This is a genomic window from Mucilaginibacter sp. OK283 (genome assembly GCF_900110415.1).
In the GTDB taxonomy this organism is placed as follows: Bacteria; Bacteroidota; Bacteroidia; order Sphingobacteriales; family Sphingobacteriaceae; genus Mucilaginibacter.
In genome coordinates this window covers 13155-31320 of record NZ_FODR01000021.1, presented here as the reverse complement: position 1 = coordinate 31320, position 18166 = coordinate 13155, and the positions used below count along the sequence as shown (strand labels likewise).

Below are 18166 nucleotides of genomic sequence, written 5' to 3'. Positions count from 1 at the left end.
CTTTTGTTTTAAAGATGTGTACATACGGTAGCCAAAGGAAAGGGAATTAAAAATCTTCTAAATACATGAAGAAACCATCAATATTAAAACCATGAAAACAACCTTATTTTGCCTGCTCATTTTTATAACCTTTCATTTTTATGATGCACAGGCGCAGGAATTGCCTTTTAAAATACCGGCAGCAAGCTTGGGACAGCGCATTGAACAGGATTTTGGACTTGGCACTATATCGGTGAAATATTACCGGCCTAATACCAAAGGCCGCAAAATTTTTAATGGCATGGAGCCCTACGGCATTGTTTGGCGAACCGGGGCCAATAACGCCACTGTTGTAACCCTTACCGATAGCGTTCAGGTAGAAGGCAATACCCTTGCACCCGGTTCGTATTCGCTTTTTAGTATTCCCGGCGCAGATGAGTGGACAATTATATTTAATAAAACCATTAACCAATGGGGAGCCTATGCCTATGACCAAAAACAGGATGTGCTCCGTTTTAAGGTAAAACCAATCAAACTGGCCAATAAAGTGGAGACCCTTACTATCCAATTTGCAGACGTAAAGCAAGACGACTGCCTGCTGCAAATATTATGGGAAAACACAGGCATCAACATCCATTTAAAAACCGATGTTGATAACCGTATTATGGCCAATATACAAGAGGCCATGAAAGGCGAAAAGAAACCTTACTACATGTCGGCGGTGTGGTGTTACAACCACAACCGAAACCTGGCACAGGCCCTTACCTGGATGCAGGAAGCCAATAAAACCAACCCAACCGCCTACAATATTAAATACTGGCTGGCCAGGTTACAGCTAAAAACCGGCGATAAAAAATCGGCCATCATATCGGCCAATGAGGGGCTTAAGCTTGCATCGGACGAAAACAATGCCGAGTACATCCGGATGAATAAAGAAGTATTACATGATGCCGGAACAAACTGGTAACATTGCCCGCATGAGGTAAAAGAGTGAGCACGAGCCAATCCTCCAAAACATTAAATCAATTTTCCTTATTATTTCAAACCAGCTTTCAACTAAAACAAGTAAATTGGGATGCCGATAAGGTAACAGCCTTTCGTATGTTCAACCTTTGGCATGTTAATTCCGTTTAACTGTAAAGTTTGATTACTATAAGGTGAATGTTCTGTGGAATAAATTAATTGGCGATAAACCCGACTTCGCTTTAGAAGGGCGTATCTTCCATTCTGTTTGTATTATTGTAATGTTTGGGCTTGGGCTCAACATCCCTTTCAATTATATGATTGGGCTGCCCAAACTGGCCGGGCTTATGTTTGTGGTATTGCTGGTTGTAGCTGTGGCCTACTATATATCCCGTTTTCATAAAATGCTCAGCCTGGCAATTGTGGCGTTCCAGGTTATTAACAACCTGATGCTAATAGCCAATTATTACGACAATTCGGGCCTCAATGGCCCTACCCTGGCTATATTCCTGCTATCGTTTATTATAGCAGTATCAATTATCCCGCAAAAACAATACGCTATATGGCTGCCATTAAACATATCGGTAATGCTTTTGCTCATATACTGGGAAGCGGCTCACCCCGGCTGGATCAGGGATACCTACCCTAACAAAACCAATCGCTTTGCAGATTTTGGGTATAGCTACATTATTATAGCCGCGCTTATTTTTTTTATCATTGCTTTTATCCGGAGTGCTTACCACCACGAACGCCGCCGGGCCGAGCACGAAGCTACAGAACTGGCTGCCAGCAACGAAACCAAGAACAAATTACTATCTATCCTGGCACATGACCTTAAGGACCCCTTAGCCTCGGTACAGGGTTTCCTGGAATTACTTACCTATTATAAACTGGAAGAGACAGAAAGGCGGAACATTGAGAATGAATTGCTAAACCGTACCCGGGATACCTCGCAAATGCTGGGTAACGTGCTTTCCTGGACAAAAAGCCAGATGGGAGGTGTACAGGTGCAGTTGATGCCTTTGCAGTTATTGCGTGCACTGGATGGTACTTTACAATTACTAAAAAGTATTTCGGCCGAGAAGCAGATTGAGCTACAGCATGATATAGACGAGGCCATTTGGGTTACTGCCGATACCGACATGCTGCAACTGGTTGTCAGGAACGTGGTAATGAATGCCATTAAATTTACCTTCCCGGGCGGTAAGGTTATTATAAGCGCCACTACAAGCGATGGCAAATGCACTATCGCGATAGCCGACAATGGCATCGGGATCCCGGCCGAAAAACAGGCTAAATTATTTTCGATAAGCGAACAGGTTACTTATGGCACAGGTAAAGAAAAAGGGGCCGGCCTTGGCCTGGTGCTTTGCAAAAACTTTGTAGAACTACAGGGGGGCAACATTTGGTTCAAGAGCGAACCAGGGCTGGGCAGTACCTTTTTTATCAGCCTTAATTATAGCCCGCAGGCAACAATCACCTATAATTCTCCCGGGCCCCTGGTGCAGTCTGCCGCAAAACCCATTTAGGCAGGAGCCCCCCGCATAGGATGTATCAACAGTTAACCTGGCATACTTTTTAATCGTAGCTGCAATCTTCGGTAGTTACTATGCGCGTGGCTGTTAAAAAAATTTTAGTCCAAAAACATATTTATTGGTAAGTACGTTGCATTTTTGTAACACACAAAAACATCAATCCATGACATCAGTAAAAGCCTATGCAGCGCAGGGAGCAGCAACGCCCCTGGCTCCGTTTTCAATTGACAGGCGCGAACCCGCAGCCGACGATGTTGAAATTAAAATTTTATATTGTGGCGTTTGCCATTCAGATATCCATACGGCCCGTAACGAATGGGGAGGCACCATTTACCCTGCCGTACCCGGCCACGAAATTGTGGGCAAGGTTACTCGCGTAGGTGCTAACGTTACCCGGTTTAAAGCTGGCGATACCGTGGGCGTGGGCTGCTTTGTAGACTCATGCATGCATTGCGCCAATTGCAAAAACGACTGGAGCAATACTGCCAAAACGGCCATACCCAAACCTACAACTCGCTTAGCCAGGATAAAAAAACCATCACGATGGGTGGCTACTCAAGCCATATTGTGGTTACACAACACTTTGTGCTATCGGTATCCGACAAATTACCGCTCGAAAAAGTAGCGCCTTTGTTGTGTGCCGGTATCACCACCTATTCGCCGTTACGCCATTGGGGAGTAAAAGCCGGTGACAAGGTTGCCGTAGTTGGTTTAGGAGGCCTGGGCCACATGGCTGTTAAACTTGCAGCATCAATGGGTGCCGAGGTGACAATGCTAAGCCGATCAAAAAGTAAAGAAAAAGATGCTGCCGAATTGGGTGCGCACCACTTTAAACTAACAACTGATAAAGATATCATGGCCGAACTGACCAATAGCTTCAATTTTATTATTGATACGGTTTCGGCCGCCCATGATTATAACGAATACCTGAACTTGTTAACCACCGATGGCGTGATGGTTTTATTGGGTGCCCCGCCACAGCCTACACCAGTAGCTGCTTTCCCGTTCATTATGGGACGCAGAAGTTTGGTTGGATCATTAGTTGGCGGCATAAAAGAAACCCAGGAAATGCTGGATTACTGCGCCGAGCATAACATTACATCGGATGTTGAAGTGATTAGCATTGATAAAATTAACGAAGCTTACGAACGTACCCTTGCCGGAGACGTGCATTACAGGTTTGTAATTGACATGGCCACGCTGTAAAGCTTAAGGCGAAAAGCAAAAAGCAGATTTAAAAAAACAGGTTCTCTTTTTACAGGAGAACCTGTTTTTTTAAGCTTGGGTGTAATATTTCTTCGTTACGTAACACATTATAATTTCGTGTACTAGCTGTGAATCAGCTTTTCGCTTTAAGCTTTCGGCTTTAAGCTTCCTCCCCTACCAGCTTACCCGGAAAATTTCATGATCGTCGCCGTTATCCCTATCGGCTAAAAGCGAAACCTGTGCAGGTGTGCCGTACATTTTACCCAGGCCCAGTAATAAGCCTTTTACAAATGATTTAAGGCCAATCCGTTTTGAAAAATAATGTACAGAGATGCTATTTTCTTCAATATCTGTAACCTGGAATTCCGGCGGGGTGAGCTTAGGATATATCAGCATAATGCGGTTATGGAACATCGGCAAATTAATTAAAAAAGCTTTCAGATGCTCGCCGCCGGCTTCCATCAAATCTCCGTATTTTTCTTTCCCGGTTTTCAGTATCCACCACTCGCCAAAGGCCTCCAGCACGTCGGCAACAGGCATATCCATCTCGTCGCCCACCGCGTTGGCCAGGCTATAGGTCAGGTCATCGTCATAGGGTTCGCTGCTGATGAAAAAATCTATATCAAGCTTCGTGCGCAGTTTTACCGCTTCCCACTTATCCTCTCCAAAGTTTGCCACTACTAAGTCTTCTATCGCTTTGTTAACTATTCCGTACATGGTTAAAAGTTTAAGTTTAGACTAAAAAATGCCATGCCCCGCGATATTATCCGGTCTCGTCAGAGGATCTGCATTTGTGTTATCGTTTTTCTTAGTATTAAAGAAACTACGGGTTGCCAAATGACATTTTTAACGCAGACAACCTGCTATAAGTTACTATATATGAACACAATAAACAAGATTAATAACATCTATATCAAATTTACTATTTCATTAATTACAGCATCCAGTTTTTTTGCACTCTGTAGCAAATGTGATAATACAGCCGGATCGGCCTCATCTTCAGATTTATTCATCTCCAACAAGTTTATCAGGCCTAAAATATTGGCCAATGGTGCCCTTATCAGGTGGGTTTGGTCGAACGCAACTTTTGCCAAAACCATGCTTTTATGCCGGTTATCGTGCTTTACCTCTTCTTTTTCGGTAACATCCCTGCCATAAACATTAATATAGTTGTGGTCGGCAATGTAACGGCAAACAAAAGAGTATATCTTGTTTTCATAAGCCGCCTCAAACGGGGTATCAAAAGATGTTTGAATCCTGACAATAAGCTTCCAGAATTCTTCGCGGCAGTACCTATTTCCCTCGAAATTAAAATAAGCGATATGATCTGCTGCAGGGTTACTCATTAAAACACGACCATCTGTTGCAATCCTAAACAATGGATCGGGGTTTTGTAAAGCAAAAAGCGCTATATCGCGAATTTCATCTGTTGCCTTTTTCAACTCGCTTTTTTTGCGGTGAAGGGTGATTAGTAACTGCTTTAAATCGTCGTTTACAATATCTTTGGTCTTAAGTACATGCAAAAGGTCAATTAACGGATCGTGAAAGGCAAAATCATGCAGGGTAAGCTTGTGCTGTTTTACTTCTGTCATGTTATCAAACCAGGGCGAACCGATAAAAAGTAACTGGTTTGAGTTTTGCAGCAGTTCAAATTGCCCTCTCAATATATCATTAAATGCGTTATTCACTTCAACTATTACCAGTTGCTTGCAAACCCCACACAGCGATACAAATGTTGCCGGTACATTGGCTGGGCGTTTTAAGCTAAAGTGATCATAAAATAAGCGCTCAGGAGGCTGTTCAAAAATCTTTTTTAAACTGTTACCACATGATTGTATGGTAAGGTCCTGGTTAATTAAAATATAAAATGGGAATAACTGGTTAAATTGATCTTCATTAAAAGAAAATATCGGATCGACACTCATTTTATATTCAGTAAAATCAATCAATAGTTAGTATTTATAACTTTTTTGCGCTATTACCAACGCCCTATCTTACTACGCAAAATACTGGCTATCTGTTTCATAGCATCAGTTTATTTTTCCAACATTATCCGGGTAAATTAAAAACAATGGTAAAAACAGCCCCCAAACAAAAAAGAGCCGGTTATCATTTCTGATACAGGCTCTTTTTTGTTACCTAATATTAGGCTATAGTTTAGCCGTGGCGCTGGCGGCTAATTTGCCTGCCGGCACGGTTTTGCTGGCGGTAAACCTGCCTGAATTGTTGGCGGTTTAAGCTCCCCCCGCTGGCCTGGCGGTCGGCGCGGATAGTACGGTTAATATTTTGCTGCCGGTTTTCGGCGCTGGCGGCTTCACCGGCATTCATTTGTCCGTTACGAATGCCCTGTGCTATCCTTTGCTGCTGATTGGCTCTTCTGTCGCCTATGGGGTTATCGCCATAGTGGGCATTGCTATTGTTGTGTTTATCAGCATAGATAGAATTACTTATCCTGTTTTGCTGCCGGTTTACCTGGCTTTTTTCCTGGTTGGTTAAATGCCCATCGTTATTAGCCCTATCGGCGCGCACCTCTTTGTTCAGGTTAGCTTCGCGGTTTTCCAGGTTTTTGGTTTCGCCGGCAGTTAGTTTACCAGATGATACGCCATTGGCAATACGACCCTGCTGATCAAACTGGCGACCGCCTACCCTGTTCATGGCCACGGTACCCGGTACGCCGTGGTTTGTTGAGGCAAACTGGCTGCGATCATGGCTGGCAGTTCGTTCATGGTCCAACTGGTTTGATGTTGGCTGTACGTGGCGCTCGTTCATAGCGCTACGTTCCTGCTCGTTTGGCCTGGCATTAACCCCGCCCTGGCCGTTAAAGCTGGTGCGGTTTATAGTAGTATTATTAATAACCGTATTGTTTACGTAAGTATTATGCACAATGGTGGTGTTTACGTTTGCCGCAGCGGTATTGTACCTGAATACGTTGCCGGCCCAAATACCGCCGCCAAAACCTACACCGCCATAACCGTAGCCGTAGTTAATGCCGCCATAGAAACCAACATGAGGCCCCCAATAACCTGCGTGAAAACCGTACACCCCGCCCTCAAAGCCCCAATAGGCCGGTGTCCACAGCAACCCAAAATGCGGTGGCCTAACCCAAACGCCGGGCACCCAGTAATAGCCATCAGGATCGGCGTATGCCCAATATCCCGGTGTCCATATATAACCATCGCCGGGGCAAACCGGCTGTGTATAAACCGGTAGTGCCGGAGGCGCAATATGTGCAGATATACTGATGCCTACACTCACCTGTGCATTAACCTGCGGGGCTGCAGCTGCCAGGCCCGCAATTAAAACCATGTTTCTGAATATCCTTTTCATAAGTAATCTTTTACTGTTTTAATAGTGACAAAAAACAAAACATGTGGTTTAAAAGGTTTTTAAAGGTTCATTATTTCTTCATCATAATGGAGGCGTTATGGAACATCCCTCCCCGGAAACCGGACCCATCTATGGCGAACTTGGCAAACCATTCCTTGTTGGTATCTGCCGCCTGCGCAATCCTGACGATATCAACAGCCTCGATAATTTGCATGGAAGATTGTTTAAGGGAACGGTTTGATGACAACATTACCCAACCACCGTTTTTATCATTTATATTTAAGCCATCAAAAAAATATAAATGACCAAGGCCACCATTCATAAAATACTAACCATCATGATTGCCCTGGTGTGGCTTGCCAATGGCTTGCTTTGTAAGGTGCTTAACCTGGTTCCGCGGCACCAGCAAATTGTGGGGAGGATTTTGGGCGAAACACATGCCGGGCTGTTAACCAAACTGATAGGCGTTTCAGAAATATTGATGGCCGTATGGATCATGAGCGGCATCAAATCGCGCTTGAATGCGGTAACACAAATGCTTATTATAGCCATCATGAACTGCATTGAGTTTGTTTTAGCACCCGATTTGTTATTGTGGGGCAAGGCAAATTCGGCATTCGCATTTATGTTCATCGCGTTGATTTATTACAACGAATTCAAATTGCGTAAAAACCTGGTCATTTAAATCATATGCGTGCATTTTTAAAAGACCATCCTTTTGCTGTCGAGGCTTTTTTTGAGTATTCTGTTGTATTAACATTCGCATTTCCGAAGCAACAATTAGCGCATTTGATTCCCGAATGTTTAACGCTGGATACCTACCAGGATAAGTGGGCGTTTATAGCCATTGCGCTGGTTAACACCACAGGGTTGCGACCAAAGGGCTTCCCTAAGTTTATGGGGAATGATTTTACGTTGATAGGGTACCGTGTATTTGTCCGTTATACAAACAATGCCGGCAAGCGTTTACGCGGCCTGTATATATTAAAATCCGAAACGGACAAAAAGATGATGGAGTACCTGGGCAACCTGTTTACACACTATGCTTACACCACTACAGATATTGTACAACGACAGCATGACGGTCAGCTTTACATCCAATCCGCCAAATCCGGCCTCAATCTGCATTTAAAGGTAAAAGAAGAGTACATCGCGCTGCCTGCCGGCTCTCCCTTTGCAGACTGGAAAGAAGCCCGCAAATTTGCCGGCCCGCTGCCGTTTACTTTTACCTATGATAAGCAAACCAAAAAGGTGTTGATTATTGAAGGTGTAAGAGAAGATTGGATTCCGAAACCTGTTGAGGTTGTCAGTCAGCACATTTCGTTTTTTAATGATATGGAATTAGCTGGTGGAATTTTAGCCAATGCTTTTATCATTAACAACATTCCGTATTATTGGAAAAAAGGAAGGACTGAGCAATGGAACCATTAAGAAAACCATTGCAGGGCGTATGGAACATTATCTGCTTTAACCGACACTTTTATATCATTGCGACCGTATTGATAACAGGTTTGCTTTTAGCAGCCCCCTATTTCAACTCTTCGTTCAACATTTTAATAGTTATCTTTAGCTACCTGGTTGCCATATCAACGTTGGTATCGCTTGCTGTTTCTTTGTATATCTATGACCTTTCGGGTCTGTACAAACTGAACTGGCTGAACACCCTGCCCATTACCTCACCTGCTATCCTTGTAAATATCAATGCGGGATTTGATGAAACCACTGAGCTGTTACAGCTTAAATACCCCGGCGCATCATTAACAGTTTACGATTTTTATGATCCTCAAAAGCATACCGAGGTTTCTATAAAACGGGCGAGAAAGGCCTACCCCGCTTTTGATGGAACAATACATGTAAGCACGGCGGCAATACCCTTGCCGGATAACTATGCCGATGTTGTGTTTTTAATATTTGCCGCCCATGAAATAAGGGATAAGGCCGGGCGCAATCAATTTTTTGGGGAGCTTTACCGGGTTTTAAAACCTGGCGGCAAAGTGGTATTGCTTGAGCATCTGCGGGATGTGCCAAACTTTATGGCTTACAACCTGGGTTTCTTCCACTTTATGTCCAGGCAATCCTGGTTGAGCACGTTTGCCAACACTGGATTTAACATCGCCCGCGAAACAAAATTCACGCCTTTTATTACCAACTTTGTGCTCAGTAAAAATGGAAACACAAATTAAAATAGTTGGCATAATTTTAATGCTCCTGGCTTTGCTGCACAGTGTGTTCCCCAGGTATTTTAACTGGGTAACCGAACTTAGGGATGTAAGCCTTGTTAACCGGCAAATGATGTATGTGCATACTTTTTTTATAGCCCTTACCCTTGGCTTAATGAGCTGCCTATGCCTTACCTCGGCCCATGACCTGGTTGCAACCAAATTGGGTAACCGTATCGCTTTCGGGTTGGGAATATTCTGGACGGCAAGGTTAGTAATTCAATTTTTTGGTTACTCCGCAGATTTGTGGAGGGGGAAACGCATGGAAAGCGCTGTACACATTGTTTTTTCTATTTTGTGGCTGTATATGAGTGTGGTGTTTTTTATGATCTATTTTAATCATTAAAAACATCTTTGAGAGGGTGGTATTTATAAATACCCCGCGGCTACAGATTAACCATCGTTAAAAACATAAACTCTCACCCATTGTTCCTTAAAAAACCCAAGCAAATGAACAATCAAGCAACCTCTAACTGGCCCGTTTTAGATTATCACGATCTGAAAGAAACTATAGCTACCGTACACATGTACACCCAGGTAGTTGGCAAAATAAGGCTGCAGCAAATGCCCTGGATCAACCATTCATGGCAGGTTACTTTGTATGTAAGCCCTACAGGGTTAACAACCGGCAGCATGCCATATGCCGGTGGTGTTTTCCAGATCGACCTTGATTTCATCAGCCACCAGGTACAGGTAACTACCAGCCAAGGGGCAAAGCTTTATTTTGCCATAGGCGGTAAAACGGTAGCCGAATTTTATACGGATTTGATAAATACCCTGCAACAGGCCGGAGTAAATGTAACTATATACGCGGTACCCAACGAGGTTGACCCAGCCATACCTTTTGCCCAAAACCATGCGCCCTGCGGCTATGATGCTGCTGTAATGCACAATTTTTGGCAGGCACTGGTGCGTATCCATAATGTATTTACCGATTTCAGGGCCGGTTTCCAGGGCAAGAACAGCCCGGTACACTTTTTCTGGGGTGGTTTTGATTTGGCTGTTACCCGTTTTTCGGGCAGGCCGGCGCCCCTGCACCAGGGTGCTATGCCTAATATGCCCAAAGCGGTAATGCAGGAGGCTTATTCACAAGAAGTAAGTTCATGCGGTTTTTGGGCGGGTTCGGATGCATTTCCGCACCCAACATTCTATTCGTATTGTTACCCTACCCCGGACGATTTTGGCACACAGCAGGTAGCACCAACCGAGGCGTTTTACAGCACCGAAATGGGTGAATTCCTGCTCACCTATGAATCGGTGCAACGAGCTGCAAACCCCGAAGCTGTTTTGCTTGAGTTTATGCAATCTACCTATGATGCCGCTGCAACAACCGGCAACTGGGACAAAACCTTGCAATGCGACCTATCAGCACTGAAGAACCGGCGTTAACATGTTGCCAGGCAGCCATAAAATAAACTGGCCCTGCTCCGTAAGGAGACAGGGCCGGTTAAAGCATGTATGGGCTGGTTTTTAAGCTACCAGGTTAGCTTCGGCACCAAAGGCCTGGTCGATGATTATTTTCCAGGTACCATCGGTTTGCTGCTGCATCACTTCGATGCCTTTGGCAGCCACTTTTACTTCGTCGCCATCGGTAATGCTCCATTCAGAGCGACCCAGGGCTATATTTCCTGTTTGAAGGCAATACACGGTTTTAATCTCCATTTTTCCTTTGATGGATAAAATAGCTTTTATCGAATCTTCAAACTGTTGCCTGCCCGATACGGGCTTGTTTGGTTCGGGTACAATAATGCCGGTTACATCATACATACTCATTACGGTGGCTACATCGCCAGTATTAAAAGCAGCGGCCAGTGTTGCGTGGGCATCTTCGGCCCTTTTTGGTAAGTTCATGGTTTATTAAATTTATGAGTGAATTGAAATTGTTAAAGAATTGACAGGAAGTTTTTATCGCTGATGACCGCGGCTGCAAGCCGGCTAACATTATCATAGGCCTTATTAAAAAGAAACGGCCCCATGCTAACGCGTTTTACACCCAGCGAAGCCAGCGCTTCAAAATCGGGCAGTGCAGGCATGCACATTACATTAACAGGCAAGCTGGTAGCATTTACAACCGCTTTAACATCGTCAATATGGATAATACAGGGCACAAAAACTCCGCTGGCGCCCGCGTTTTCATAGTTTTTAACGCGGATAAGTGTTTCGGGCAATGCCGACGGCAGGCCCAGCAGGAAACCATCTGTGCGGATGTTTAAAAACAGCTTTAAGTTGTTCCTGCTGATGTGGTTTGCCACGGCCGACAGCGTCTTTTGAAATTCATCTACAGGCTGCAGATACCGGCTGTCACCGGCAATAGTATCCTCCAGGTTTATGCCAACCACGCCTGCGTCGTGAAGTTTATCAATGTTGGCAATAATGCCTTCGATAGTGCGGCTGTACCCCCCTTCCATATCTACCGAAAATGGGATGTTAACCACTTCAACAACCCGTTTGGCCAGTTGCAGCAGCACTTCAAAGGGCAGGTTCTCGCCATCCTGGTAACCCATTGCATTTGATAGCGCCTGGCTGGAAACACCAATAGCCTTGTAACCATTGGCCTCAAAAATTTGTGCACTCTTTACATCCCAAATGTTCGCTAAAATAAGCGGGGTTGGATTTTGGTGCAGTTGCGAAAATGTTTCGAAATTATTCATGTTGTACCTTTGTTTTAATTGTTGAAACAAAGGTATGGCGGCTGCAAATGCCAAAATTGTACAAACCGGAACGGTTTAAATTATTGCTGTAAAAGCTGGTTAACCGGGGTTATATTTTGCAGGTAGGCCGAGGGTGTAAAGCCTGTAAAAGATTTAAAATCGCGAATAAAATGCGATTGGTCAAAATACCCGCTATCATAAGCGATAGCAGTAAAGGGCTGCTCGTTTTTGGTGATAAGTTTAAGACTGTACTGAAAACGAATAATTTTATTGAATGATGATGGCGACAAGCCGGTATGTCTGTAAATTAGTTTGTGCAGGTACCGCGGAGTGATACCATATTTTGAAGCGATATTGCCCAGGTTATTTTCGGCGGGCTCTTTTTTTATGCTTGATAAAATATGGGCTACCCTGTCGATTCCGGGTGCTCTTTTTTCGCTGTCCATCAGCCGTTTTACCAGGAAGTTTTCTATCAGTGTTATTCTTTTTAGCTGGTCTGTTGTTTCCAGCAGCCGGGCGTGCAGTATTTTGCCGGGACTGCCAATAACATCTGTAAAATCGGTTATCCGGTCGTTAAACGCGCCCATTTCATCGTTGAAAAAATAGGCCGCCGAATGTGTAAAAAACTTAATGCCCAGCATAGTATGCCGCCCCTTGGACCGGATGGCCAGGGGTTTTGTAATTTGTCCCCATAGCTCAATGGGCGGCGTTTTCAGAAATTCGTGATCAACCAGCGATTCCCAGGTACCACTACCCAGGTTAAAGATAACTTCCATATCGCCGCTCGGAAATACGGTATCCTCAAATTCCGCGTCCGAATCTGATTCAAAAATATAATAATGCCTTACATAAGGCTTTAAAATATCCGATGGAAAAAAGTGTTTAAATTCCATAATGTGAATTTACGGTTCTTCTGTAACATCATTCCTAATTTATTGCATTATTTGTGGCGGTCGCTGCTGAATGAATCGCGAAACATTTTCCAGCCTGCGGGTGTCTTCTTCCACAACACCAGGAATTTACCTTCGTCAAACAGCTTATTATTCACATCGTACGATTTCCAAAGTCCTACTTCGGTGACATAATGCTCACCGTCGCCAAATACATCAAGGGTAATAAATTTTCCGTTCCGCAGTCCTATTTTGTCATAAGCTATCTTAAAAAACTTAAGCGGTGCATCGGCTCCCTTCATGGCCGGAGCATTTGGCGGCATTATCCAGCAATCTTTTGCATACCGGTTGATAAATATAGCCGGATCGTTTTTAACAAAAGACTGGAAGTAAACGCGGTTACTTTCCGCTATCGCTTTTTTAGCTTCGGCCAGATCTTGGTTTTTACTTTTTTGCTGGGCATTGCCGGTATAAAATACCGATGATAAGGCCAGGGTAATAATAAGGGTGATTTTAAACATAACAACAATATTTGATTGATGATACAAAGCTATTGTTGCTAATGGTGACAAAATTGTACAAACCGGAACTGTTTCTTTGTATTTACTATCGTATCGGATAGCCGGCCTTATAGTTTGGTTTTTATAAAAATATTGGGTTAAATTTGATTTATGAGCGTATTGGGAAACACGAAAAACGAGCAGGAAGAGAAAGTACTATTGGCTTTTTTGGATAGCCTGCGTTATAACTACCAGGCCGATGTTCGCAAAAGTGCGGATGAGTTCAACAGCGAATTTATTGATGAATACAATGCCGAGATTGAACAGGCCGATGCCGCAATTGAAGCAGGGAGTTTTGTTAACCATGATGATGTGGAGCAACTTTTCCAAATCAGGCATTCGAGCTGAAGGCCGTTTACACGGCAATAGCTGCCGGCCCACAATTACCCGCAGGTTCGCGTTAGTGATAGCGCGGATACCGGCCTGCGCCTAAGGCCGGTTGTGGGCACAGCACCGGGGGCGCAGTATGAGCAGGTAGCACGGCCACCACTTCTACCGTTGGTGGAAACGCCCGGCATACTGCGGTTGTATCCTGTTAATTTTCTTCGTCAGTAAAACGTATATTTTGCTTAATTGATTGAAGGTGGTGTTGGTTAACCTGTTGTTTCAATGTATCGAAGTCGAAGTTGTGATTTGTACCACAATCAAGCATATTGAAATATACCGAGGGACTTAAACTTTCAAAGTATTCGATAATATTGCTGGTCCAGATGATTTGGCAGTTCCCCTTAATCAGCGGGATTATTTCGGCAATACCCTCCTGGAACTTAATTGACCGGATATGGCAGCTTTCCAGGTTGCCCTGCGGAAAAAACAGCAACAGGTTACCCGGTTCGGCCAGTTGTTCGGCAGCATATGCAAAACTTTCCCTGATAGATACTTTACCCGGCTCAACAGAAAAACTACCACAATACCTGAGCCAACGGTTCTTTTGCATTTGTTTTTTTACCGACATGATGTATAAACGCTTCATCTGCCCCTGCTTTAAAATTACCTTCCAGGCTAAATAAAAACCTAAAAAACCATCACCAAAGCCAAAGTGATTGCATAATAAAATATAGGAATGACCGGGCTTAATTTCAATTGGGTTAATAACCAGTTTATTTAAACGCGATTTTAAAACCCTTTCGACCAGGTACCCGGCCATTTTTAATAAAAAAAAAGGTAGTGGCTTTGATTTAATGATCATAATAACAGGCCTCCTAAAACCGCAGCAAAACGTTTATTAATTATTTCGTGGCTTTCATCCATATCTATTATTTCGGCGTTTTTTATCCGGGGTAAAAAGGCTTTTCCGATAGCAAGCGGATACTTTTTATCGCGCTTACCAAAAATAAAAATGCTCCTTATATCATAATCGTTAAGCGACCTGGTCAACTTTGCTTCATCGGTTATTAAAAACCGTAAATAAGTAAAGCATGCATACATGTTAAATCTTAACTCCTCTGTTTCAATTTCTTTTAACAAAATATTGTAGCCTTCGGCATCTATAAGTCCTACCCTTTTGCAGGTAACCAACAGGTTTACCATGGCGTTTTTACTTAAAACTATTTTTTCTAAAATTTTATTACCGGCCGCATTCCTGCTAAAAAAACTAACCATACGGCCCGGTTTAATAGACGATGGCGCCGCAACAATATATTCGTTAATCAAAAACGGAAGTTCTTCAACAACCGCTGTTGCATAATGCGACCCCATAGAATAACCTATAACCGAAAACCGGTCTATCTGCATTGCTTTGCAAAAGGAAACTATTAAATCAGCGAGTTGTTTTTTGGTAAGCCCGGTTTTTACAGCTGCTAAACTATTATCCTTCAATTTTGTTTCTTTATGAAAGAAAAGGTCAAACCCCCAAAAGGTATATTTGTTGCCAAGTTCGGGCTCTAAAGCTAAAAACTGTTTGCCGTGCATACCAAAACCATGAAAACATAACATATGCGCTTTTCCCGTTCCAAATTTATAATAATGGAGATCTACTAAGTCGGTTCGGTAGTAATGTGAGGTCAATGGCTTAAGCTATTTTATCAATTAAGGCCAAAGCCCAGGCATAGTCGCCATCGTGCGATATGGTAAGGCTTACCTGGTAACATTTAAGATTAGGTTGTAAAACCACATGCGGGCGACCGGAAGCTTTTGTCCTGATAATTTCTATTTTTTTCCAGCTTAAAGGTGCCGGGTCAATTTGCTTAACCGCCTTGTAAACGGCCTCTTTGGCTGCCCAGGTAGATGCGTAACGGAGAATTGGATCGCTAAAACTATCGCAGTAGTCAATCTCGGCAGCGGTATAAACTTTATTTTTAAACAAGTCGGTTAAAGAAGTTTTAAAATCGGCTAAACATACCAGGTCGTTGCCCACTGCAAATCGCTGCAAGGCTGTTAATTCCTTGACCGATGACTCTATTTTATGCTCCATCTACGGGTATTGCCATTATATTAAAGCCGCCATCAACAAAATGAATATTTCCGGTTACCTTTTTTGAAAGATCCGAAAAGTAATACAATGCTGTATCGCCAACATCCCCCGCATCAATATTGCCTAACGGCGCCGTAATTTTTCCTAATTTCCTGATCTTACGGATCCCGTTTATGCCCCCTGCTGATGATGTCATGACCAAACCGGCAGAAATTGCGTTCACCCTCACCTGCTTGGTCCTGAAATAACTGGCAAGATATAATACAATGGTTTCAAGGGCTGCTTTGTTAATGGCCATACCCGCATATTCGGGGAACACCCTGCTTCCGGCATTATAAGTAAGTGTTAGGATAGATGCATTTTTTTGCAGCAGGTTTTCGGCCACCCGCGCTATTCTTAACAGCGAATAGGCGCTGATATTGAAGGAATCCATCAGGTCTTCAAACGGGATATCGATATATGATGGTGCAGGCTCTTTACTACCCGGCAAGGAGGAACACATCACTTTTTGATTGCCAAAAGCTACGGCATGCAGTATATAGTCAATGGGGCCTAATTCCTGGTGTACAAAATTTAAAAACGTTGTAATTTGTTCTTCATTCCTTACATCAACCTGTTTGGCAAAGCGGGTATCAATATTCAGCCTTTCCATCAGGTAAAGTACATCGTCCTTAGTATCCTCAACATAGCTAAGGGCAAGCCTGCAACCAGATTGATTTAGTTTTAAGGCAACATCATAAGCTATGGAGCTATCGTTCCTTACACCAAATATAACGGCAACTTTATTGTTGTTACTAATCATATGTTATGCTTCGATACTTTTAAAGCGCTGTTTGTACCGCCAAACCCGTAATTAAGGCAAACAATACTGTTAATTTCTTTTGAAAAGCTTTTTTGTGGAATAAGGTTCCGGTAAGCTTCCAAAGGTTTGGTTGGGCCGGTCCATTGGCTTGTTTTCTGGTAACTTTCCAGTTCGGGATTAAGTTGTACCGAATTTAAGCAAGGCAAAACTTTCTGCTCTTTAAGCATCAGCAAAGCCGTAATAAACTCAACTCCCCCCGCGGCGCCCAACATGTGCCCGAATTGCGATTTTGGCGCCGAAATATGATAGCCATCCTCACCTAAAACATCTACTACGCTTAACAGTTCAATGGCATCGCCTGCCGGTGTGGAAGTGCCATGTACCTTTACAACATCCGGTTTACCTTCCGACTCAGAAAGCAAACCTTTCCATAAGCGTTTCTGGCCGGCAAAGGATGGAAAAAACATATCACCATCGCCATCAGAGTTATTAAAATACTCATCAATTACACCTAATATCTCAGCACCCCTGGCTATAGCCTGTTCATATTCTTCAAGTGCTACTATCCCTGCGCCAAATGAGCATACGAACCCGTTCCTGTTTATGTCAAAAGGGCGGGAACTTTCTTCGGGACTAAAGCCTTTGCTCAGCACCTGCATACCATCAAAACCAATAAAGGTTTCTAACGATGTACCTTCAACCCCGCCGGCAATAACCCTGTCCTGTAAACCAAATTTAATTAAACGGTACGCGTAACCTATATTACCAAGCCCGGTTGCACAGGCCGACCCGATAGCTTCGCAAACGCCTTTATTTTTTATGAGTATAGATACATTGGCGGCTTCGCGAAAAACCATGGTACGGTCAACAGTGTGTCCTCCGCTTAGGCGTGTTTTTTTACCCAGTTCATAAAAATTATGCCAGGCGTTGCGTAAAATAACGTTGCCAGCTCCACCAGAGCCTATAACCACACCGGTTTGCTCTGACTGGGTTTCTGCGTCCGACCATCCGGCCATTTTTATGGCATCTAAGGTGGCCAGCATCGCCCAGATACTCCCAACATCGGCAGTGGCTAAATTGGCAGGCGGTATCCTGTCCAAATTATCAACATAGGTTTCCGGGTAGTTTGCGGCTAATGATGAATATATCACATCAATATTCATCTCCTGTTCTGTTATATAACCAGATACAGACGACCGGATATTTTTGCCATAGGCCAACGCCTGGTCCCATGACCTGATCAGGCTTTGATCTGCAAATATCTTCCGGCTAAAATCGTCCAGATTTTCACAGGCAGGGAAAGCTCCGCCCATTCCTACAACCGCTACTTTCCTGCCTTTCATATTAATCTTTTTCTTTTGACTTCAATATCAGATCAACAATATCTTTAACCTGCGACCCTAAATCATCAATGTCATCGTCTTCAAACTCAACATCAAACTTCTGCTCGGTTTTAGCCACAATATTTATCATCTCTGTTGATGGGGTGTTCAGATCTTTTATAAAATCAGTTTCTTCTGTTACGCCCACCAATTTATCCGGATTTATTGTTCTTACGGTTTTAAGTATCTCTACCAAACCATCAATAATTTCTTGTCTTTCCATTAATATTTTAATTGCT

Annotated in this window: 22 protein-coding genes and 1 pseudogene; 9 read left to right on the top strand and 14 right to left on the bottom strand. The window is 43.5% G+C overall.

From position 1 onward, the window contains the following. The first annotated feature begins 91 nt into the window (after positions 1-91). From BMX56_RS28790 to BMX56_RS28780, 3 genes and pseudogenes are all read left to right on the top strand, one after another. Entirely contained in the window at positions 92-946 is an 855-nt protein-coding gene (locus BMX56_RS28790) for a DUF2911 domain-containing protein (RefSeq protein WP_090653177.1), read from the top strand. 190 nt (positions 947-1136) lie between these two features. Then, positions 1137-2471, top strand: a complete 1335-nt coding sequence (locus tag BMX56_RS28785; RefSeq protein WP_143065560.1) for a sensor histidine kinase — start codon at positions 1137-1139, stop codon at positions 2469-2471. Between the two features lie 169 nt (positions 2472-2640). Then, positions 2641-3683 (top strand): annotated as a pseudogene (locus BMX56_RS28780) (NAD(P)-dependent alcohol dehydrogenase). Between the two features lie 174 nt (positions 3684-3857). Here the strand turns inward: BMX56_RS28780 and BMX56_RS28775 are convergent. The 4 genes from BMX56_RS28775 to BMX56_RS28760 all read right to left on the bottom strand — a co-directional run bounded on the left by BMX56_RS28775 (position 3858) and on the right by BMX56_RS28760 (position 7260). Next, positions 3858-4400, bottom strand: a complete 543-nt coding sequence (locus BMX56_RS28775) for a heme NO-binding domain-containing protein (protein WP_090653175.1) — start codon at positions 4398-4400, stop codon at positions 3858-3860. A gap of 191 nt (positions 4401-4591) precedes the next feature. Further along, positions 4592-5608, bottom strand: a complete 1017-nt coding sequence (locus BMX56_RS28770) for a hypothetical protein (protein WP_090653174.1) — start codon at positions 5606-5608, stop codon at positions 4592-4594. A gap of 232 nt (positions 5609-5840) precedes the next feature. Then, positions 5841-7010 carry a YXWGXW repeat-containing protein gene (locus BMX56_RS28765; protein ID WP_090653173.1) on the bottom strand — a complete coding sequence of 390 codons (1170 nt, stop codon included), beginning with the start codon at positions 7008-7010 and terminating at the stop codon, positions 5841-5843. 70 nt (positions 7011-7080) lie between these two features. Continuing rightward, positions 7081-7260: a hypothetical protein gene (locus BMX56_RS28760; protein WP_143065559.1), complete on the bottom strand. Its 180-nt coding sequence runs from the start codon at positions 7258-7260 to the stop codon at positions 7081-7083. 51 nt (positions 7261-7311) lie between these two features. Between BMX56_RS28760 and BMX56_RS28755 the strand changes: the two genes are divergently transcribed. The 5 genes from BMX56_RS28755 (at position 7312) to BMX56_RS28735 (ending at position 10618) form a co-directional block, all read left to right on the top strand. Then, a complete protein-coding gene (locus tag BMX56_RS28755; protein ID WP_090653171.1) occupies positions 7312-7695 on the top strand; it encodes a DoxX-like family protein in 384 nt (127 codons plus the stop codon). 5 nt (positions 7696-7700) lie between these two features. Next, a complete protein-coding gene (locus BMX56_RS28750; RefSeq protein ID WP_090653170.1) occupies positions 7701-8441 on the top strand; it encodes a DUF2071 domain-containing protein in 741 nt (246 codons plus the stop codon). After that, entirely contained in the window at positions 8429-9193 is a 765-nt protein-coding gene (locus BMX56_RS28745) for a class I SAM-dependent methyltransferase (RefSeq protein WP_090653169.1), read from the top strand. The genes BMX56_RS28750 and BMX56_RS28745 overlap by 13 nt, the downstream gene beginning before the upstream one ends. Next, positions 9177-9575, top strand: a complete 399-nt coding sequence (locus tag BMX56_RS28740) for a hypothetical protein (protein WP_090653168.1) — start codon at positions 9177-9179, stop codon at positions 9573-9575. Before BMX56_RS28745 ends, BMX56_RS28740 begins: the two co-directional genes overlap by 17 nt. 104 nt (positions 9576-9679) lie before the next feature. Continuing rightward, positions 9680-10618, top strand: coding sequence for a DUF5996 family protein (locus tag BMX56_RS28735; RefSeq protein WP_090653167.1), 939 nt, complete (start codon positions 9680-9682; stop codon positions 10616-10618). An 81-nt stretch (positions 10619-10699) separates the two neighbouring features. Here the strand turns inward: BMX56_RS28735 and BMX56_RS28730 are convergent, their stop codons facing one another. The 4 genes from BMX56_RS28730 to BMX56_RS28715 form a co-directional block, all read right to left on the bottom strand. After that, positions 10700-11080 (bottom strand): YybH family protein, encoded by a 381-nt coding sequence (locus tag BMX56_RS28730; protein ID WP_090653166.1) that lies wholly within the window; start codon positions 11078-11080, stop codon positions 10700-10702. A gap of 32 nt (positions 11081-11112) precedes the next feature. Continuing rightward, positions 11113-11880, bottom strand: coding sequence for an isocitrate lyase/PEP mutase family protein (locus tag BMX56_RS28725; RefSeq protein WP_090653215.1), 768 nt, complete (start codon positions 11878-11880; stop codon positions 11113-11115). A gap of 80 nt (positions 11881-11960) precedes the next feature. Next, positions 11961-12773 carry a helix-turn-helix domain-containing protein gene (locus BMX56_RS28720; protein WP_090653165.1) on the bottom strand — a complete coding sequence of 271 codons (813 nt, stop codon included), beginning with the start codon at positions 12771-12773 and terminating at the stop codon, positions 11961-11963. Positions 12774-12820: 47 nt separating this feature from the next. Next, on the bottom strand, positions 12821-13291 hold the full coding sequence (locus tag BMX56_RS28715) for a YybH family protein (RefSeq protein ID WP_218152509.1): 471 nt from the start codon (positions 13289-13291) through the stop codon (positions 12821-12823). Between the two features lie 150 nt (positions 13292-13441). On the opposite strand from BMX56_RS28715, the gene BMX56_RS28710 reads away from it, so the two are divergent. Further along, complete coding sequence (locus BMX56_RS28710) at positions 13442-13678, top strand: hypothetical protein (protein ID WP_090653164.1); 237 nt, start codon at positions 13442-13444, stop codon at positions 13676-13678. A 187-nt stretch (positions 13679-13865) separates the two neighbouring features. Here the strand turns inward: BMX56_RS28710 and BMX56_RS28705 are convergent, their stop codons facing one another. The 6 genes from BMX56_RS28705 to BMX56_RS28680 all read right to left on the bottom strand — a co-directional run bounded on the left by BMX56_RS28705 (position 13866) and on the right by BMX56_RS28680 (position 18150). After that, complete coding sequence (locus BMX56_RS28705; protein ID WP_090653163.1) at positions 13866-14519, bottom strand: lysophospholipid acyltransferase family protein; 654 nt, start codon at positions 14517-14519, stop codon at positions 13866-13868. Then, positions 14516-15265, bottom strand: a complete 750-nt coding sequence (locus BMX56_RS28700) for an alpha/beta fold hydrolase (RefSeq protein WP_255369953.1) — start codon at positions 15263-15265, stop codon at positions 14516-14518. The genes BMX56_RS28705 and BMX56_RS28700 overlap by 4 nt, the downstream gene beginning before the upstream one ends. A 76-nt stretch (positions 15266-15341) precedes the next feature. Continuing rightward, complete coding sequence (locus BMX56_RS28695) at positions 15342-15743, bottom strand: holo-ACP synthase (protein ID WP_255369952.1); 402 nt, start codon at positions 15741-15743, stop codon at positions 15342-15344. Beyond that, a complete protein-coding gene (locus tag BMX56_RS28690; RefSeq protein WP_090653161.1) occupies positions 15733-16545 on the bottom strand; it encodes an enoyl-ACP reductase FabI in 813 nt (270 codons plus the stop codon). The genes BMX56_RS28695 and BMX56_RS28690 overlap by 11 nt, the downstream gene beginning before the upstream one ends. Then, entirely contained in the window at positions 16542-17888 is a 1347-nt protein-coding gene (locus BMX56_RS28685; RefSeq protein ID WP_255369951.1) for a beta-ketoacyl-[acyl-carrier-protein] synthase family protein, read from the bottom strand. The genes BMX56_RS28690 and BMX56_RS28685 overlap by 4 nt, the downstream gene beginning before the upstream one ends. Position 17889: 1 nt before the next feature. Then, on the bottom strand, positions 17890-18150 hold the full coding sequence (locus BMX56_RS28680) for an acyl carrier protein (RefSeq protein WP_090653159.1): 261 nt from the start codon (positions 18148-18150) through the stop codon (positions 17890-17892). Between the last annotated feature and the right edge of the window lie 16 nt (positions 18151-18166).

What these genes read in the sequence shown, in the direction of transcription:
- BMX56_RS28790 (WP_090653177.1), top strand. Translation starts at nt 92, where the DNA reads ATGAAAACAACCTTATTTTGCCTGCTCATTTTTATAACCTTTCATTTT.
- BMX56_RS28775 (WP_090653175.1), bottom strand. Translation starts at nt 4,400, where the DNA reads ATGTACGGAATAGTTAACAAAGCGATAGAAGACTTAGTAGTGGCAAAC.
- BMX56_RS28770 (WP_090653174.1), bottom strand. Translation starts at nt 5,608, where the DNA reads ATGAGTGTCGATCCGATATTTTCTTTTAATGAAGATCAATTTAACCAG.
- BMX56_RS28765 (WP_090653173.1), bottom strand. Translation starts at nt 7,010, where the DNA reads ATGAAAAGGATATTCAGAAACATGGTTTTAATTGCGGGCCTGGCAGCT.
- BMX56_RS28760 (WP_143065559.1), bottom strand. Translation starts at nt 7,260, where the DNA reads ATGTTGTCATCAAACCGTTCCCTTAAACAATCTTCCATGCAAATTATC.
- BMX56_RS28755 (WP_090653171.1), top strand. Translation starts at nt 7,312, where the DNA reads ATGACCAAGGCCACCATTCATAAAATACTAACCATCATGATTGCCCTG.
- BMX56_RS28750 (WP_090653170.1), top strand. Translation starts at nt 7,701, where the DNA reads ATGCGTGCATTTTTAAAAGACCATCCTTTTGCTGTCGAGGCTTTTTTT.
- BMX56_RS28745 (WP_090653169.1), top strand. Translation starts at nt 8,429, where the DNA reads ATGGAACCATTAAGAAAACCATTGCAGGGCGTATGGAACATTATCTGC.
- BMX56_RS28740 (WP_090653168.1), top strand. Translation starts at nt 9,177, where the DNA reads ATGGAAACACAAATTAAAATAGTTGGCATAATTTTAATGCTCCTGGCT.
- BMX56_RS28735 (WP_090653167.1), top strand. Translation starts at nt 9,680, where the DNA reads ATGAACAATCAAGCAACCTCTAACTGGCCCGTTTTAGATTATCACGAT.
- BMX56_RS28730 (WP_090653166.1), bottom strand. Translation starts at nt 11,080, where the DNA reads ATGAACTTACCAAAAAGGGCCGAAGATGCCCACGCAACACTGGCCGCT.
- BMX56_RS28725 (WP_090653215.1), bottom strand. Translation starts at nt 11,880, where the DNA reads ATGAATAATTTCGAAACATTTTCGCAACTGCACCAAAATCCAACCCCG.
- BMX56_RS28720 (WP_090653165.1), bottom strand. Translation starts at nt 12,773, where the DNA reads ATGGAATTTAAACACTTTTTTCCATCGGATATTTTAAAGCCTTATGTA.
- BMX56_RS28715 (WP_218152509.1), bottom strand. Translation starts at nt 13,291, where the DNA reads ATGTTTAAAATCACCCTTATTATTACCCTGGCCTTATCATCGGTATTT.
- BMX56_RS28710 (WP_090653164.1), top strand. Translation starts at nt 13,442, where the DNA reads ATGAGCGTATTGGGAAACACGAAAAACGAGCAGGAAGAGAAAGTACTA.
- BMX56_RS28705 (WP_090653163.1), bottom strand. Translation starts at nt 14,519, where the DNA reads ATGATCATTAAATCAAAGCCACTACCTTTTTTTTTATTAAAAATGGCC.
- BMX56_RS28700 (WP_255369953.1), bottom strand. Translation starts at nt 15,265, where the DNA reads ATGTTATGTTTTCATGGTTTTGGTATGCACGGCAAACAGTTTTTAGCT.
- BMX56_RS28695 (WP_255369952.1), bottom strand. Translation starts at nt 15,743, where the DNA reads ATGGAGCATAAAATAGAGTCATCGGTCAAGGAATTAACAGCCTTGCAG.
- BMX56_RS28690 (WP_090653161.1), bottom strand. Translation starts at nt 16,545, where the DNA reads ATGATTAGTAACAACAATAAAGTTGCCGTTATATTTGGTGTAAGGAAC.
- BMX56_RS28685 (WP_255369951.1), bottom strand. Translation starts at nt 17,888, where the DNA reads ATGAAAGGCAGGAAAGTAGCGGTTGTAGGAATGGGCGGAGCTTTCCCT.
- BMX56_RS28680 (WP_090653159.1), bottom strand. Translation starts at nt 18,150, where the DNA reads ATGGAAAGACAAGAAATTATTGATGGTTTGGTAGAGATACTTAAAACC.